Origin of the sequence: Candidatus Borrarchaeum sp., assembly GCF_019058535.1 — an archaeon.
In the GTDB taxonomy this organism is placed as follows: domain Archaea; phylum Asgardarchaeota; class Sifarchaeia; order Borrarchaeales; family Borrarchaeaceae; genus Borrarchaeum; species Borrarchaeum weybense.
Genome location: NZ_JAHPYX010000244.1, coordinates 1 through 15566, shown reverse-complemented (window position 1 = coordinate 15566; position 15566 = coordinate 1). Strand labels below are relative to the sequence as shown.

Sequence of the window (15566 nt, the reverse complement as noted above, 5' to 3'; positions counted from 1 at the left end):
CATAAATCGTGTGTTGCGTCAATTCCTGGCGTGACAGATATTACGAAAGTACCTAAGTAATTAGAAAAGGTGAAAGGAAAAATGGTCAAAAAGGTAGTTTCTAAATTGCGGTATCTCGTTGGTGTTGCGTTTTTATTCATCGCATCAGGTATGATCTGGTCACTTGGAGGTTGGATCGCTAATGCAGTTGGTGCTAATTTGTGGGTCACTAAGGCTAAAGACTATTTACTTCAATACTTTACTACATCTTCAGAAAATATCGTTGGAAATCTATTGTATCTAGGGTTTCCTTACATTGCAATCTTAGTCGTTGCGGCAGTATTCATACTTCTAAGTATTGCGCTACTTGGTTTTCCGACCATTAAAAGAGTTATTGGGAAGTAAGAAAAAAATGAATCATAAACAAGCAATGTGTGCGCTAATTGTAGCACTTGTCTTAGTCGGTGTTCTTGTTCAACCAACAATCGCCGCGACTGATACTCTCAGTAATGAGGAGATATGTCTCAGTTACCGAAATGACAAAGTGCAATTCCGCTATTGGTACAAAAACATCAATAATAAACATGACCTCGAATACGTTGCCATTCAAGAGTTCAATTCTAATGGCTTAAAACAACACACGCTCGACTTTAATTCAGAAAAAGTTGACTTGTTCCAAGTAACTTCTACATCACAAAAACTTGTATATGACATAGATGAGTTCGATGGCGACCAGAGACATCATGTAGTACTGACTGTTGAAATCATTTTCAATTACATTGAAATCAATCTGTACATAATTCGATGGGATTTCTCAGATACAAACAACCATCTCAGGCTTCAACGAATCCACGATTCGATTAGTTACGTGACAACAGTAGAAGAGAGTTATTTCCAAAGAATAGTTGTGACGCAAGCAAAAGAGGGAAGTTCATTCTGGGATATTGAGTCTTGGTATGTATACTTTTACATCAGGGGTTATGAACTACTTATTCTAATGATCGGCGTAATCATTACTGGTGTTATTCTAATGATCCCGTTAATTCACAAGAAAAGGAAAAAGAGCTATTATGAAAAATCGTTCTCCAAATAATGAGTAGAAGTCGCTTTTTAGACTACTTAAATAATCAAGAAGAAGGAGTGTGTATGAAACAATGCCTTTGAATCTCGATAGTTGGATTTTATTTCTTGTTGCAGACTTAGAAGAGTATACTGAGAATCAAACTGAACTCAGGGAAGTTGTTCATCTATGCAAGGTACACGGCGACAAAGAAGCGTGTTCTAAGATAGGACAGCATGAAGCAATGATGAAACATACGTTAGCTAGCATACAGAAGAATACCAAAGCAATTGCGGACATTGTTAGTCGACTGCCTGTTGAACTCTAGTCAATTATTTTTTTCATTACCTAAGTAATCAGGAGGACTTTTCTTGTGTGGTTCTGTTTTAGAAGTTATCAGACAGGAAATTGAAAAAGAAGAAGAGGAAAAAAATAATGGCAAAACCTGACGACTTGAGAATTGCATTCATAGTATTGCTCGTAATCATTTGCAGTTCTGCCTTCGTTCAGATCGCTTTTAACATCACAACAGTAGATAACAAATACGAAGAGGGCAGAATTGTTACTATCAAACTTGATAGCGGTCAGTATAAAACTCAAGAAGAAATTGACGCCAAGATTAGACAAATTGACCAACTTGGCGCAAACATGATCGCTTTAACTGTGGGTGGAGAACTGACGTATTATCCCAGCGAAGTTTCACATGGTCAAATTCCTATCAGTGATTTTACGTATGATTTTGACTTGCTGGAATATTTTATTCAAAAGGGAAAGGAAAAGGGGCTTAAAGTCTATGCAGTTGTAGATCTGTGGATTGACTACTCTTCACGAACGGGTAATGAGGCCTATAGCGAGTGGTGGGTAGTGGACAGACACGGTAATCCTGTGACCAGTCGTATTTCGTGGGTCAAGTACTGGTTCTCGCCTGCGATTCCAGAAGTCCGTGAGTTCTATCTTTCGATCATTGAAGAAATGCTTGCAAAAGGCGTGGACGGGATTATGTTAGATTTCGTCAGGTATTTAGATCAACCGTCCTATGACTCATATAGTTTAGAACAATTCACGGAAACTTACGGCATTAGTCCTTTAGATTTTCATGAATCAGATACACAAATGTGGGCTAAATGGGAAACCTTTATGACTGAAACCATTACAAACTTTGTTAAAGAGGCTTCAAAAATAGTCCACAGCAAATTCAAATATATCGGATGTTACGTATTTTCGCGGCCAAATATCCATGGAACAGATGTGAATGGAATCTTCCAGGGATGGAACACTTGGGATAATTTGGTAGATTTTTTCAATGTGATGGAATACGGCAATCTCAAGACGTTTCAAGAAACAGTCACTTATCTAAGAAATATAGACTTACGTTCGCCGACATATTTGCCGATAGTTCCTGAAGACATTAATATAATGAAACAAAAACTTGAAAGCGTTCGACTAAGTGCCGATGGAGTAAGTATCTATAATTTTGAGAGTTTATCAGGAAACTCCTATCAGTTCCTCAAAGAAAAATTTGAATCGAAAGTACTTCTTCCACACACCCGGCTTGTCCAGGTCCTCAAAATTGGTGCTCTTCTAAATATTGTATTAATATGTTTTGTTACAATCTATCCACTCTACAAAAAAACACCTATAATTAAAATAGCGATGAACCTATTTATTCTTATTTTACCGATAATTGGGCTATTAGCCTTCGCTTACCTTTATTTTCTGTAAGTATTCCAGGAGTACTCCAGGTTCAGAATTTGTTATTACAATTTAGGACCAAAACCTTATTTTGTTATCACAACTGTCATAACAAGATTTATGAAGTAGTTTTTAGTATGAGGAAATCATATCTTATTACTTAGGTACTTAGGTTGGTGTTATATATGTCAGTCATTTCAGATCTCAAAAACAAAAAAACAATGCAAATGTTAGATGCTTTCGAGAAATCAAAGAGTGTTGAAGTGCTCTTGATGTTTCAAAAGAATAAGACTTGGCGAACCACAGATCTTTTACATGAGTTTAAGAATGAATTTGGAAAATTTAGTTATAATACAATTCGTAGTAGAATTGATGCTCTGGTAGAACTCGGTGTTTTAGAAGCAAAGGTTTACGATGACTCTCGTAACCTTGAGGAATACACTATTACAAAATTAGGAACCGAAGTCACAGAGATATTCGTTGCACTTATTCAACTTTTCAAATAATCCCTTTTTTTTATGCTACTGCTTTTAGGGTATTTTTTATAAAAGTAGAAGAGGTTTGGGATGCTATAAGTGCTTCATACGTACCCCAAAAGCCACAACCAGAACATCTATAAATAGCATTCTGTTTGAAAAGTTGCGTATTGCAACGTGGACATTTGAGGTCAACCACTTTGTCATCCCACCACACAAGTTTTTACATTGGTAAATGGGGATTTAGTCTTATATAAAGGTATGTATTCCTCAGTACTTAGGTAATGAGTTTATGATAGTTTTTTCTTATTATCACAACAAAAGTACTTAGTTAGTCACGAACAGATAAGACAGCTTCATTTTTGAAAAGAAGTCACGCATTTTTGCAGGACATAGAGAATAATCTCTTAAAAACTGAGCAAGTAATAGCCAATCGAATTGATTAAGAAGAGTCTTATAGTGTTCTAATCTGTTTGAAATAATAACTTTTGCATAAATATATTCGACGAGATCTGTAAGTCCTCTAAAAAGACGAATCAATTTCCTGAGAATTTTTCTCATAAACTGTTTGATTGATATGCTTCCAAAGGGTTTTGCATAGGGAGTATGCGGCACATATTTTTGCATGAGTTCAACAATATCTATGCCCTCCCCATTACTCCTCTTTTGCGTCTTGTAACTACATTTTTTGGCGACTAAGATTTTTCGGTCTATCTTGATGTTTGTTTTTGCAGTAAATTTATCTAAAGTATAATTAAATTTAGTAAGACAAGATGACTCTACTTCTTTGTCTCTATTCTTCACTTCAAAAGCAATTACGAATTCTTTTACTTTGCAAATACGCCAATTGAAACTTTTAGTCATTGCAATAAGGTCAATATCACCTTTCCCTGCTCTGACTCGTTGCAGAACCGTGAAACCTAATTTCCGTAACACAGCTCTTACAGCCCCTTCACCCATCCTGCCAACAATATTTGTCTTTTTGTCATTCGTAATCATCTTTTTGAGATAGAGCCTGTAATTCACCATGAAACTCTTTGCACGCTGAAAGGCTATTTTCTCAGAAATGTCAAGATTGTAATAGAAATGAAGAGCCTTTCCTTCAAAATCTATGACAATCCTGCCTAATTTTTTAGCGTTATAATAGAGAAAATGGATCGCTTTTTCAACAAGAGATCGACTAAAAGTAGCATGACTTTCCTGAATTTTCGCAACAAGATAATTGTGTGGATACGAATTATACTTCAACTGCAAAATAATTTCGTGGACCGCGAGCGAAAACTTTTTATCGGAAAAGTTCCTAATAGAATCCATAGGTCTCAACTTCAAGAGGGAAAGGTTTCCATTTCGCGAGGTCGCCTTTTCCTCTTTTTCCTATTTTGTTTTTTGAGCAGAATGTATGCTTAGGAACTTCTATATAAGTTTTATCGATCGTTCCTGAGTACCTAAGTACTAAGGAATAGTTTTCAGAGACTATGAATGTAATTGCATGAAGTAGTATTAAGGTTAAAATATAGTTTAATGTAATTGAAAAGTAAATTAATCTACAAGGAAACGGAATAAAAAACTAATGCTAGAATTAACTTAGTTCAAATGTTTTTACAGTGTTGTTTCTGCGATTTACTTGCTTTAAAAGAAATATATGAAGGTATAAAAAAAAGAGTGAATTGATTATTTCTTTTCAAAGAGTTTTCTTACTTCTTTTCCTACTATTTCTATTTGTTCTTTAGCACCAGTAACTCGTTGGACTTTAAGAGATGGTGCATTCGCCTTGTATTCTGAAATCCATTCTTGAGCAAATTTTCCGCTTTGAACGTCTTTTAGGATTTTTTCCATCGCTGCTTTATTTATAACACTTTCACCTCTAGTTCTGCCACCGTATTCTGCCGTGTTGGAAACGTTGTTCCACATTCCTTCGATACCGCCCTCGTAAATTAGATCCATAATTAGTTTACATTCATTTAGACATTCAAAATATGCGAGAACTGGATCATATCCATTTTTAACCAACAAGTCGAAACCTGTTTTAATAAGCTCGTGTAGACCTCCACAAAGTACCGCTTGCTCACCGAAAAGATCACTGGTTACTTCATCATAGAATTTGGTCTCTATTACTCCAGCACGTGTAAAACCATTTGCTTTGCACATTGCAAGTGCGATATCTTTTGCCTTTCCACTTACATCCTGTTCAACAGCGATAAGAGCAGGTGCACCGAAACCTTCGCAATAAAGACGACGTTCGATCTTTCCTGGCGCTTTAGGGGCAACCATGATTATATCTACGTTATCTGGTGGTACTACTTGCCCAAAGACAATACTGAATGCATGGGAAACGCAAAATACTTCACATTTTTCCATGTAAGGTTCAATTTGTTCTTTATAGACTTTTTCATGATGTTCATCTGGTACTAAAAGATAGATAATCTCAGCACGTCTTGAAGCCTCTGGGATTTCATAAACTTCAAAACCGTATTCCCTTGCCTTTTTCCAAGATGGACCATTAGGACGCGCTCCAATTATAACATTTACTCCTGTATCTTTCATGCACATGGCCTGTGCCGACCCTTGTAATCCATAACCGATTATTGCAATCGTTTTACCATCTAGGAGTGATAGGTCCGCATCGTTTTCATGATATATCTTTACCACATTAATTCCTCCAAAGGTGTTACTTTTTTTTCGACGAATACACGAATGCGCTTTTATAAGTTCAGGTTAAGCTTTATTAACCATAATACTTATTTTTGTAAAGATTGGATTGAAAACAAAGACTTATAAACGATAAGTATAAAGTAAGCGTACAAATTCAAACCCCTAAAAGTTAACGGAGGTCCGCAGATGAACAGGAGGTATCATCAAATCTGTTAGTTACACAGACCTTTGCGACAAAGCTTTATTCTTTTTGGATTTTGGGGGTTGCCTACTCAGAAAATTATTCCCAGCTATAGACTTGTTCTTGAAACAATATTATACTCCATTTGATAAGCATACGAAAAGCTATTTTTCGAATAAAAGTGGTTTAGTCATTTTAAGACAATTTAATGCTTTTAATGACAGTAATGTTTTGTTTTCAGTCAATAGTAGGGAACTATACAAATTAGATTCTAAAAGGAGGATTGTTAATGAAAATTAGAGGTGCTAAAGTAGTTCTTGAAGCTTTAAAAAGCGATGGTGTAAAAGCTATTTTCGGGTTCCCGGGCGGCGCCGTGATGGAGTTGTACGATGAAGTTTTATCAGCGGTTGATGCTGGCAACGTGAGGCATGTTTTATGCCGACATGAGCAAGGTGTTGCCCACGCAGCGGACGGATACTATCGAGCATTAGGAGAAGTAGGAGTCGGATTCTCGACGAGTGGTCCCGGAGGAACGAACCTTCTTACGGGCATGGCCACTGCATTTCTAGATAGTTCAGCGTGTCTTTATGTTTCAGGCCAAGTTCCTACTTCCATGATGGGAACCGATGCGTTTCAAGAAGCCGATATGTTTGGACTCACCTTAAATGTTACAAAGCATAATTATAAGGTCACAGATGTCCATAAACTTCCTTATGTAATGAAAGAAGCCCTTGCAATTGCACAAACAGGACGCCCAGGACCCGTATTTATAGATCTCCCAAGAGATGTGCAACAAAAGGAAGTCGAATTCGATCCTAGCATGGCAGTAAATGTGAAGGCGAACAATGATAGCTTGGACAAGACGAAAGTAAAAGAAGCTGTCAAGATGTTGCTTCAAGCAGAACGACCAGCTATTCTTGCAGGAGGAGGAGTGCTCATGTCTGGTGCATGGAATGAATTAGTTCAGTTGGCTGAACTCCTCATGGCTCCAGTATCAACGACACTCGTGGCGAAAGGAGTGATTCCAGAGACACATCCGCTTGCAATGGGAATGGCAGGCTTCCATGGTCGAAGAACAGCAAACTTCCCGCTAATAAATAGCGATGTTTTGTTGGCGGTTGGATGCCGATTTAGTGACCGTGTGACAGCATGGCAGCAGTCTGTATGGAGTAAAACACAGATAATTCACGTTGATATAGACTTTGCAGAAATTGAAAAGAATCTGCCGGTGGATATGTATATTCTAGGCGACGCGAAAAAAGTGCTGACAGAAATGTTAAATCAGATTTCCAATGTAGAAATGAATGGTAAGAAGTTAGAATGGAGCAATAAAGTGAAAGAACTGAAAGAATTGTGTGACTGCAATCTAGAATTTGAAGATGTGCCTATAAAACCTCAAAGAGTGATGAGGGAACTCAGTAAAGTTTTGTCAAATTACAAACGCCATGTAGTTACAACGGAAGTAGGCCAGAATCAGATTTTTGCGGGACATTTCTTAAAGAGTACACATGCTCGGAGTTTTCTAACATCGGGCGGACTAGGGACGATGGGCTTTGGATTTCCTGCCGCTATCGGTGCAAAGGTAGCCATGCAAGTTTCAGGACAACCAGATGCGCCAGTCATTGATGTAGCAGGAGATGGATCGCTTATGATGGTGTGTCAAGAGTTCGCAACCGCAGTTGAAAATGAAATACCCGTTGTAATAGCACTTTTGAATAATAGATGGCTTGGAATGGTGAAACAATGGCAAAAATTGTTCTTTGGAGCACGCTACTCTGCAACGAATTTAGGCCAAGTTCCAGATTTTGTTAAGTTGGCAGAAGCTTTCGGAGCAAAAGGTGAAGTCGTTGTGCGCCCTGGCGAGATAAGGGAAGCACTTGAAAGGGCAATAAAAGAGGGAGTACCTTATGTGGTTGACATCAAGACAGATCCAGAAGAGGATATCTTGCCGATGGTACCCCCTCCAAAAGGACTTAATGAAATGATAGGTGGACGGTGTCCCCCCGAATTAGTGGAGAGATGTGGATAGAGGTGATGTAAATGACAAATGGTCTTCATGTGATATCATTAAAGGTATTAGATCAACCAGGTGTGTTGCAAAGAATCTCAAGTCTGATCAGTAGAAGGAATTTTAACATCCACACGATCACCGCAGGAGCGACAGAAACTGAAGGCATCACGAGAATAACCATCACGTTCTGGGGAGACGATAATACAGCAAACCAAGTTGTAAGGCAATTAGACAAACTTCAAGAGGTCAAATGGATAGAAGAACTTGATAAAGAAACCACCCTTCTAAGAGAAATCGCTTTGATGAAAGTACAAGCCAAGAGTCCTGAGGAAAGGGCAGATATATTGAACTTTGTTAATGTCTATGGAGCAAAGGTTGTTGAAGCAGTCAAAGATGGATTAGCAGTTGAGGTTACAGGAGGCCCAAAGAAAGTCAGCAGCTTCATTGATGTAATGGAAACTTTCGGAGTTACACAACTCGTACGCTCTGGTGCATTAGCAATAGAGAGAATGGGTGAGGTGAAGTATTAATGAATTATACATTTCATGTAACGACCCGAAGAAGAGATCTTACAGCGCTTCAAGAGATGCTATCAGTCTTTCAGCAGAATGATGTAAACCTTGAAAGAATGGAACTTTCGGCACATCCAGACTCCTCTACAGTGACTTTTTCTTTTTCTACGGAAGAAGAAAAGGTGAATTCGCTCAAGAGTGTATTGTCAACTTTTGGCAGGGTTGACGAACTTACATCAGAAAAGCTACTCTTGCTACTTAGCTAACCAATTGACAATTTTTTATTTGCGGATCTCCCTCTTTTACTTTCTTTATACTTCAAGTTTAAAAGAGGCTATTTCAGGTAAGCTTATTGTTTAATTTGTTGTTTTGATAATTTATTTTAAAAAAAGTAACAAAAATAAAAGAAAATTGAATAATGATCGTATTATTCGTAGTCTAGCAAAGTCAAGCTATCAACCCCACGGGGGCGTGGATCAGAACCCCTAGATAAGGCAGTAATGCCAGTACGTGCGACTTCAATAATGCCAAATCGCTTGGTCAATTCTAAAAAAGCATCGATTTTCTGACTGTCTCCTGTAACCTCAACCGTCAAGGAAGTGGGGCTTACATCCAGCACATTGCCCCTAAAGATATTTACGAATTGCATAGCTTCATTTCGTTCTTGTTGATCACTTGTATTGATCTTTATTAAAGCGAGCTCGCGGATCACACAATCTTTTGGTTTAAGCTCAGTAATGCGTAAGACTTCAACCATCTTATTTAACTGCTTCACGACCTGTTCAAGGGTTGCTTCATCTGCATTGATAAGAAAAGTCATTCGAGTAACTTTCTCAATGTGTGTTGGGCCCACAGTGATCTTCGCAATGTTAAAATTTCTACGTCTGATCAAGCCAGTAACTTTAGCAAACACTCCAGGTCTGTCTTCTACCAGAAAGGTTATAATATGAGAGCCCACTGTTCCGTCGTCTTTGCCGTTCCCAGAATTTATACGTAACATATCATTCTGCCTCCGTCCATGAGGGACATGGTATTATTTCTTCTAATTTTGCACCTGATGGCAGATGCGGATAAATGTTCTCATTTCGATCAATTTGTACATCAATCACTGTTGTTACATCAGACTCTTTGGCCTCTTTAATCGCAGGTCCTATTTCTGAAACACGCTCTACTAAAATTCCATTTGCTCCGAATGCTTCTGCCAGTTTTGCAAAATCAGGAACTCTTTTCTTAAATCCTTTCGGCCCGAGATCTGTTACAGCATAACGTTCTTCGAAGAATAAATTCTGCCACTGTCTCACCATGCCCAGTACTTGGTCATTTAAAATTATTACTGTGACAGGGATGTCTTCTATTACGCTTGTAGCGAGTTCTTGCTGTGTCATTAAGAATGAGCCATCGCCATCGACATCAACGACCCAATGATCTGGTTTTGCCACTTTTGCGCCGATAGCCGCAGGAAATCCAAACCCCATCGTTCCAAGTCCTCCAGACGTAATAAACTTTCTTGGTCCGACACTCAAATAATGTGCAGCCCACATTTGGTTTCGTCCAACACCTGTTGTCACAATCGTTTTGCTATCGATATGTTCCCGTAAGAGCCTCATGACTTGTTGTGGCTTGATAGGCTGAATATCGGTTAGTGGTATATTGCAATGACATTTTTCTTTGAGTTGCTTAATTTTCTGCATCCAGCCATTAGGTTTAGTTGCTTCCAGTTTCTTTAATTCTTCAACAATTTGACGGAGCACAATTTTTGCATCTCCAACGATAGGGTAATGTACTCCAACGTTTTTTCCAATTTCTGCTGAATCAATATCAAGATGTATTATCGTTGCCTCTCGCGCGAAATATTCGAGTTTCCCAGTTATACGATCTGACCAGCGCATACCTACAGCAAATATGAGATCAGACTGATTGATAACGCTATTTGCACACATATGCCCGTGCATACCGGCCATCCCTAACGACAAAGAATGTGTTTCTGGAATAATTCCCTTACCCATCAATGTATTTATGACAGGAATACCTATCATTTCCGCCAATTCTAAGACTTCATTATTTGCCATGGCAGAGATAGTTCCACCGCCAGCTATCATAATAGGACGTTCAGCGTTTTTCAAAACCTTTGCAATCCGTTTAATTTGACGTGGGTGCCCTTTTAATGTAGGATTGTAGCCTGGAATTTCGATCTCACCATCAGGAAATTCGACGTGTTCTTCGCCTATTTGCACGTTTTTAGGAAAGTCCAAGAGAACTGGCCCTGGGCGTCCTGTTTTCGCTATTTTGAAAGCCATCTTTGTAAGTAATGGAATATCTTTGACTCTATGAAATTGAAAATTAGCTTTAGTAATTGGCATAGTTGATCCAATAATATCGGCTTCTTGAAAGGCATCGTTACCAACCAAGTTAGTAGGTACTTGACCTGTAATTGCAACAATTGGTCGGCTGTCTAAGAATGCATCAGCGATACCTGTGACAAGATTCGTTGCGCCTGGACCTGAAGTTGCGAAACAAACTCCGACATCGCCACTAGCTACAGCGTAACCTTCTGCAGCGTGTGCGGCACACTGTTCGTGTCTACAAGTTATCATCCTTATCTCTTCGGCTTCACCATATTCCCATAATTTGTGCATCAAATTCATAATCGCGCCGCCAGTAATACCAAATAGGTGTCTAACATCTTCTCGGCGCAAAGATTCAGCTAATGCCTTAGCTCCTGACAATATCACCATGTTTTAATCGCTCCAATAAATCTGAATGTAACGAGATGTTAAATCTAAATGTTTAAGAATTTATTGCGTAACAAATTTTGCCTATAAAATGAGGATAAGACCAGTAATCGATTTTTTGTGAAGTAGTGAAAACTTCAGACGAGGAAAAGTCAAAAAGAGACAAAAAAACAACTTTCCCTTATGAAAATAACATCACCATTTTTCAACTTATTGGGCGAAGAAGTTTCCTTCATAAAGGTGGAAGAGAAATTGGTCTTCCTTTACGTTCTCCACATTATGCCTGTGTTTCGACATAGTAATCTCACCTTGCGGGGTGTGAATTGTCCGATGCGCTTACCGAACCCGTCCATAACGCCGATCTTATTTGTTTTTTGGGTCGGTAATCCGCATACCCATCCTCGGTAGGTCTTACCCGCTTTTTCTGCCTCGACATAATCTCCTTTTCTAAAATGACCTCCGTTTTTCGTCCCTCCAAATTTAGGGCGAAGATGTCCTTTTTGGTGATGTTGTCTATGAAGTGGTCGGCGTGCGAATTCAGGACGTTGCCAGTAATAAAATGGCACGTTCTTATGTTCTACCAAATTTCCGAACATGCCACATAACATTGCTACCGCATCATTTGCGTGACTCTCTGGTGAAATTTCATCCTTCTTTGTAGACTTTGGTATACCGTATTGTTTTCGTAAATTTGCTGTTTGCCAGCCCTTGAATTTTATAGTTGGTGCAATCGCTTCTAATACTTTATAAAAGCGCGTCTTACCGATTTCTGCCGTAGAAAAATATTTACCATGTCGATACTTGAAATGATTGAATGCGATATCTTCTGTACCATTCTGCATTATGGGATAAATGTTGGCCAGTTCTTTAACGATTTTTTCGCGCATTTCGGCCTTAGTTTTTTGTGAGGGAGCAATCCAATAGTTTTTTTTTCTCCGGTTATTAAATCGACATTTTCGCCGCCATAATTTCTGTCGTCTTGAGCGTCTTAAGCTACGTCTGTCATTCATCTTCTGTGAGACACGCGTTGGAAGTTTTGACATGCCTTTTAGACAGACTTCTTTGTTACTACCAACCACATATCCCTCATATTTAGAACCAGTATCGATCGCCATTTTGAGGGGCTGTGTACTCTGACCAACAGTAACCAGCATTTGAAGATAGAAGATACCGAGTTTATTGAAGCTGCCTCGTGCCACCTTTCCTGTTATGAGTTTACGTGCCCTAGCAGGAGTTGTAGGCATGAGCGGTTTTCCCTCTCTACTGACAACAGGAATTCTAATACTCATAGTTGACATCATCTTTTTTTGAACGTGTTTTTAGGCACCGATATACGGTCAAGAACACAAACTTGTAACACGCGCTTCGGAGTTGCCCACTCGGAAGATATCGTGCCATGACGCCCGTTCTGTAACAGGCAGAACTTACAGGGTTCGGAACTAGCGCAACATTCCGAAGTGTGTACCACCGAGCGGCTGCTGCATAACGTTATGGTATATGCCTCCTAGACAACTCTTGCATTGTGAGCCTGTACTTCACAAGCCCCATCCGACAGGAGGGGTAGTTGACTCGCTCCAATAATGTTTGAACAAAATTGTGAGTATATGGTTGTACAGCCCTTTAGCCTCCAGAAATAACATTTTTAGATGGCGTTTAGTTTGCTATTGAGATGAAAGCTTTCAATTTTGACGGTAAATACTCTACAGCTCTGGTGTTTTCTTAGCTCTTTACTGGCTTTACGTAGCCTTGATGGTCTCATGTTTGATGAGGGTCATACATTTACAGCACCGTAATATAATAGCCAGAAACCTAAAGTTCCTGCATACCATATGACTAAAAACCTTAGAAACAACAAGGTATATAAAGCCCACGCCATTCTTAACCACTCTCAAGAACAGGTGCGTTCAGGCTTAGCTATCAGTAACGATAAGTGGTGTTCTGTTGTTTAAGAATGTAATGATCAACAAATCTTGACCATAAGTTGAGTATAGACACACATAACAAGTTTTGTGATAATGAATAAAGACTTTAGAAGAAAATAGGAAAAAAAGAGATAAAAAAATGAAAAAGTGATTGTATAACTACTGACTTACACGGCTGTGAGTCCGCCATCCACAAGGAGGGTTGTACCGGTTATAAAAGTAGATGCATCACTAACTAGAAAGATTGCTGCACCGACCATCTCCTCTGGCTCAGCAAATCGATTTAATACGTGCATAGAAGCCAGTTCGTTATACCAATCGTCATCTTTAAGAATCTGCGTTACGAGCGGTGTCTTAGTCATGCCAGGTGCTATAGCATTAACTCTTACGTTAAACTCGCCCCATTCGGCGGCTAAGCATTTTGTGAGTATTACAACAGCTCCCTTGCTCGCAGAATAAATAGATTGCCGCCCTTCCTTAGCGCCTACTAATCCTCTGAATGAAGCAATGTTGACCATGCTTCCGTACTTCTGTTTTACCATAACTTTTCCAACTTCTCTAGCACACAGGCAAACTCCTCCAATGTTAACGTTCCATACTTTCGTCCATTGATCCGCACTGAGTTCAAGGAAAGGAAGTCTAAAATTAATTGCAGGTGCGTTAAAACAACCATCTATCTTATCAAAAGTTGATAAAGTTTGTTCGACCATATTTTTTACATCGGCCTCACTAGTTACATCGACTTTAAGTGTCAAATAGTCATTCTTGAGTTCTTTTGCGACTTCGTCCATGCCTTCTTCGACAATATCTGCTAAGACGACATTACCACCCATTGCATCAATGCCAAGAGTGATAGCTCGTCCAATGCCAGAACCTGCGCCAGTAACAATTATGGCTTTACCTGTTAAATCGAAAGGTTTGCTGGCATCAAAAACCCAGTTCTTAATTCGCCAATCTTTAATACGTTCAGACATTTTATCGCCTCAATTATAGTTTAAATATTTCAAAATGAATGAATGAAATTCACTATTATAATCATTTATAAAAATAACTTACTTAAAAATGAAGAAAAACTTTGCAGATTGAAAAGGAATAGCGTGTCTCGACTATTCTTCTTCTTTTACTGGACTCTCTTCCTCACATGGGACATCTGTTTGGCACAGCCCACATCCATAAATATCGATCTTGTAGTTCTCTTTAACAAATTCAGCAGATTTCTTTACAGCATGCTCAAAACATAAATCTTTGTCGTGTCCAAATTCTTCAGAAATTGCACCAACGGGACATCGCATGACACATTCAATGCATCCTTCATTTTGGTAATACAAACAGTCCCAATGTAAATTGGTTTCATTAATTTCGCGTCTCTGCGGAGAATCCAATGGTTGATTAACAACAACGCTACCACATCTATGGGCCTTGCCAGCTTTCGTGATCAAACCATCTGAAAGACCGAAGGTACCTAAGTCTGCAGCGAAAGCTACATGACGTTGAGACCATGTAGAAGCATAACCGACTTTGTCATCTCTTTTTGTTTCAAAAAGGTCTCCTACTTGTTGGGGAGCAACAGTAAAATACCCCTCTTCTTCTAAGAACGCCACTAAATGTCTTTGAAGTTTCTTGTTAAATTGTTCACCAAATAAACGAGTATGAGCCCATCTTTCACCAGGCATTGATTTCATTTTAGCGTTTTCTTCTCGTGTTTTCTTAGAAATCGGAAGAATATAAGAAATAACTCCAATTTCTTTTTCAGAAGGAACTGAAATGCCTTTATTCTCCGCAATTTTTGTCACGGCCTCTTTTGGTGTAAGATGAAATTCGCCTATGACTTCTTTCAATTTATAGAAGATAGGATCATCGCCAGCCACAAAACCAATTAAGGGTTCTTCAAAGATATAAGAGCCATCTAAAAGATTTAATCGATTATCAGGGTCTTCCCTTACAAATCTTTTAATTTCTTCAGTAATCCACTTTTTGAATTCTTCATTGTGCCTTCGCATATTGATTCTTCCTTATCCTGTTTGAATACTCATTGTAAATAGGATTTTTTCTTTTTATTTTTTCATTTTGTAGAAAGGAGGCTTAATATACCTTGGTGGCAATATCATCCCATAGAACGAAGCTTAGTGAATAGGCAACTCAAAAAATTTTGCCTTCATTCTGTTATGTTACAATTAATTCATTTTGGGAAATGGATGGAATAAGAAATGAGAAAACTTCGAGCTTTCTTTATTATTTTGTTTATAATTGGATACATTCCCTTATTCATTTTTTCTATATAGTTGAGTGCCTGATGAAAAAGCATAGTATCTCCGGGTAGGTTGCATCTTTTGTCCACATGAGACCGGT

At 38.6% G+C, this 15566-nt stretch carries 15 protein-coding genes; 8 read left to right on the top strand and 7 right to left on the bottom strand.

Going from position 1 to position 15566, the window contains the following annotated elements; all coding sequences use genetic code 11:
* Window positions 1-81 precede the first annotated feature (81 nt).
* The 5 genes from QVB70_RS15055 (at window position 82) to QVB70_RS15035 (ending at window position 3237) form a co-directional block, all read left to right on the top strand.
* Window positions 82-384, top strand: coding sequence for a hypothetical protein (locus QVB70_RS15055; protein WP_287587928.1), 303 nt, complete (start codon window positions 82-84; stop codon window positions 382-384).
* A gap of 7 nt (window positions 385-391) precedes the next feature.
* Window positions 392-1072, top strand: coding sequence for a hypothetical protein (locus tag QVB70_RS15050; protein ID WP_287587926.1), 681 nt, complete (start codon window positions 392-394; stop codon window positions 1070-1072).
* Window positions 1073-1121: 49 nt separating this feature from the next.
* Window positions 1122-1367 carry a hypothetical protein gene (locus QVB70_RS15045; RefSeq protein ID WP_287587923.1) on the top strand — a complete coding sequence of 82 codons (246 nt, stop codon included), beginning with the start codon at window positions 1122-1124 and terminating at the stop codon, window positions 1365-1367.
* Between the two features lie 107 nt (window positions 1368-1474).
* On the top strand, window positions 1475-2761 hold the full coding sequence (locus QVB70_RS15040; RefSeq protein ID WP_287587920.1) for a family 10 glycosylhydrolase: 1287 nt from the start codon (window positions 1475-1477) through the stop codon (window positions 2759-2761).
* A 155-nt stretch (window positions 2762-2916) separates the two neighbouring features.
* On the top strand, window positions 2917-3237 hold the full coding sequence (locus QVB70_RS15035; protein WP_287587917.1) for a winged helix-turn-helix transcriptional regulator: 321 nt from the start codon (window positions 2917-2919) through the stop codon (window positions 3235-3237).
* Between the two features lie 297 nt (window positions 3238-3534).
* On the opposite strand, the gene QVB70_RS15030 is transcribed toward QVB70_RS15035, so the two are convergent.
* Both QVB70_RS15030 and ilvC read right to left on the bottom strand, forming a co-directional pair.
* Entirely contained in the window at window positions 3535-4521 is a 987-nt protein-coding gene (locus QVB70_RS15030; protein WP_287587915.1) for a hypothetical protein, read from the bottom strand.
* 357 nt (window positions 4522-4878) lie between these two features.
* The gene (gene ilvC / locus QVB70_RS15025; RefSeq protein WP_287587913.1) at window positions 4879-5856 is read right to left on the bottom strand and encodes a ketol-acid reductoisomerase; all 978 of its coding nucleotides are present in this window, start codon (window positions 5854-5856) and stop codon (window positions 4879-4881) included.
* A 473-nt stretch (window positions 5857-6329) separates the two neighbouring features.
* On the opposite strand from ilvC, the gene ilvB (QVB70_RS15020) reads away from it, so the two are divergent.
* Genes ilvB (QVB70_RS15020) through QVB70_RS15010 form a run of 3 tightly spaced genes read left to right on the top strand, consistent with a single transcriptional unit; the run spans window position 6330 to window position 8829 of the window.
* Window positions 6330-8069 carry a biosynthetic-type acetolactate synthase large subunit gene (ilvB, locus tag QVB70_RS15020; protein ID WP_287587910.1) on the top strand — a complete coding sequence of 580 codons (1740 nt, stop codon included), beginning with the start codon at window positions 6330-6332 and terminating at the stop codon, window positions 8067-8069.
* A gap of 11 nt (window positions 8070-8080) precedes the next feature.
* Window positions 8081-8581: an acetolactate synthase small subunit gene (ilvN, locus tag QVB70_RS15015; protein WP_287587907.1), complete on the top strand. Its 501-nt coding sequence runs from the start codon at window positions 8081-8083 to the stop codon at window positions 8579-8581.
* Window positions 8581-8829 (top strand): hypothetical protein, encoded by a 249-nt coding sequence (locus QVB70_RS15010; protein WP_287587905.1) that lies wholly within the window; start codon window positions 8581-8583, stop codon window positions 8827-8829. The genes ilvN (QVB70_RS15015) and QVB70_RS15010 overlap by 1 nt, the downstream gene beginning before the upstream one ends.
* 161 nt (window positions 8830-8990) lie before the next feature.
* Here QVB70_RS15010 and ilvN (QVB70_RS15005) read toward each other — a convergent pair whose 3' ends face one another.
* The 5 genes from ilvN (QVB70_RS15005) to QVB70_RS14985 all read right to left on the bottom strand — a co-directional run bounded on the left by ilvN (QVB70_RS15005) (window position 8991) and on the right by QVB70_RS14985 (window position 15217).
* Window positions 8991-9563 carry an acetolactate synthase small subunit gene (gene ilvN, locus QVB70_RS15005; protein ID WP_287587903.1) on the bottom strand — a complete coding sequence of 191 codons (573 nt, stop codon included), beginning with the start codon at window positions 9561-9563 and terminating at the stop codon, window positions 8991-8993.
* Window position 9564: 1 nt separating this feature from the next.
* The gene (gene ilvB, locus QVB70_RS15000) at window positions 9565-11298 is read right to left on the bottom strand and encodes a biosynthetic-type acetolactate synthase large subunit (protein WP_287587901.1); all 1734 of its coding nucleotides are present in this window, start codon (window positions 11296-11298) and stop codon (window positions 9565-9567) included.
* 260 nt (window positions 11299-11558) lie between these two features.
* A complete protein-coding gene (locus tag QVB70_RS14995; RefSeq protein ID WP_287587898.1) occupies window positions 11559-12584 on the bottom strand; it encodes an RRXRR domain-containing protein in 1026 nt (341 codons plus the stop codon).
* Between the two features lie 800 nt (window positions 12585-13384).
* Entirely contained in the window at window positions 13385-14191 is an 807-nt protein-coding gene (locus QVB70_RS14990; RefSeq protein WP_287587896.1) for an SDR family oxidoreductase, read from the bottom strand.
* Window positions 14192-14323: 132 nt separating this feature from the next.
* Complete coding sequence (locus QVB70_RS14985; RefSeq protein ID WP_287587893.1) at window positions 14324-15217, bottom strand: hypothetical protein; 894 nt, start codon at window positions 15215-15217, stop codon at window positions 14324-14326.
* Window positions 15218-15566: the final 349 nt, after the last annotated feature.

Coding starts and splice junctions, on each gene's coding strand:
- QVB70_RS15055 (WP_287587928.1), top strand. CDS start 82: ATGGTCAAAAAGGTAGTTTCTAAATTGCGGTATCTCGTTGGTGTTGCG.
- QVB70_RS15050 (WP_287587926.1), top strand. CDS start 392: ATGAATCATAAACAAGCAATGTGTGCGCTAATTGTAGCACTTGTCTTA.
- QVB70_RS15040 (WP_287587920.1), top strand. CDS start 1,475: ATGGCAAAACCTGACGACTTGAGAATTGCATTCATAGTATTGCTCGTA.
- QVB70_RS15035 (WP_287587917.1), top strand. CDS start 2,917: ATGTCAGTCATTTCAGATCTCAAAAACAAAAAAACAATGCAAATGTTA.
- QVB70_RS15030 (WP_287587915.1), bottom strand. CDS start 4,521: ATGGATTCTATTAGGAACTTTTCCGATAAAAAGTTTTCGCTCGCGGTC.
- ilvB (WP_287587910.1), top strand. CDS start 6,330: ATGAAAATTAGAGGTGCTAAAGTAGTTCTTGAAGCTTTAAAAAGCGAT.
- ilvN (WP_287587907.1), top strand. CDS start 8,081: ATGACAAATGGTCTTCATGTGATATCATTAAAGGTATTAGATCAACCA.
- QVB70_RS15010 (WP_287587905.1), top strand. CDS start 8,581: ATGAATTATACATTTCATGTAACGACCCGAAGAAGAGATCTTACAGCG.
- ilvN (WP_287587903.1), bottom strand. CDS start 9,563: ATGTTACGTATAAATTCTGGGAACGGCAAAGACGACGGAACAGTGGGC.
- ilvB (WP_287587901.1), bottom strand. CDS start 11,298: ATGGTGATATTGTCAGGAGCTAAGGCATTAGCTGAATCTTTGCGCCGA.
- QVB70_RS14995 (WP_287587898.1), bottom strand. CDS start 12,584: ATGAGTATTAGAATTCCTGTTGTCAGTAGAGAGGGAAAACCGCTCATG.
- QVB70_RS14990 (WP_287587896.1), bottom strand. CDS start 14,191: ATGTCTGAACGTATTAAAGATTGGCGAATTAAGAACTGGGTTTTTGAT.
- QVB70_RS14985 (WP_287587893.1), bottom strand. CDS start 15,217: ATGCGAAGGCACAATGAAGAATTCAAAAAGTGGATTACTGAAGAAATT.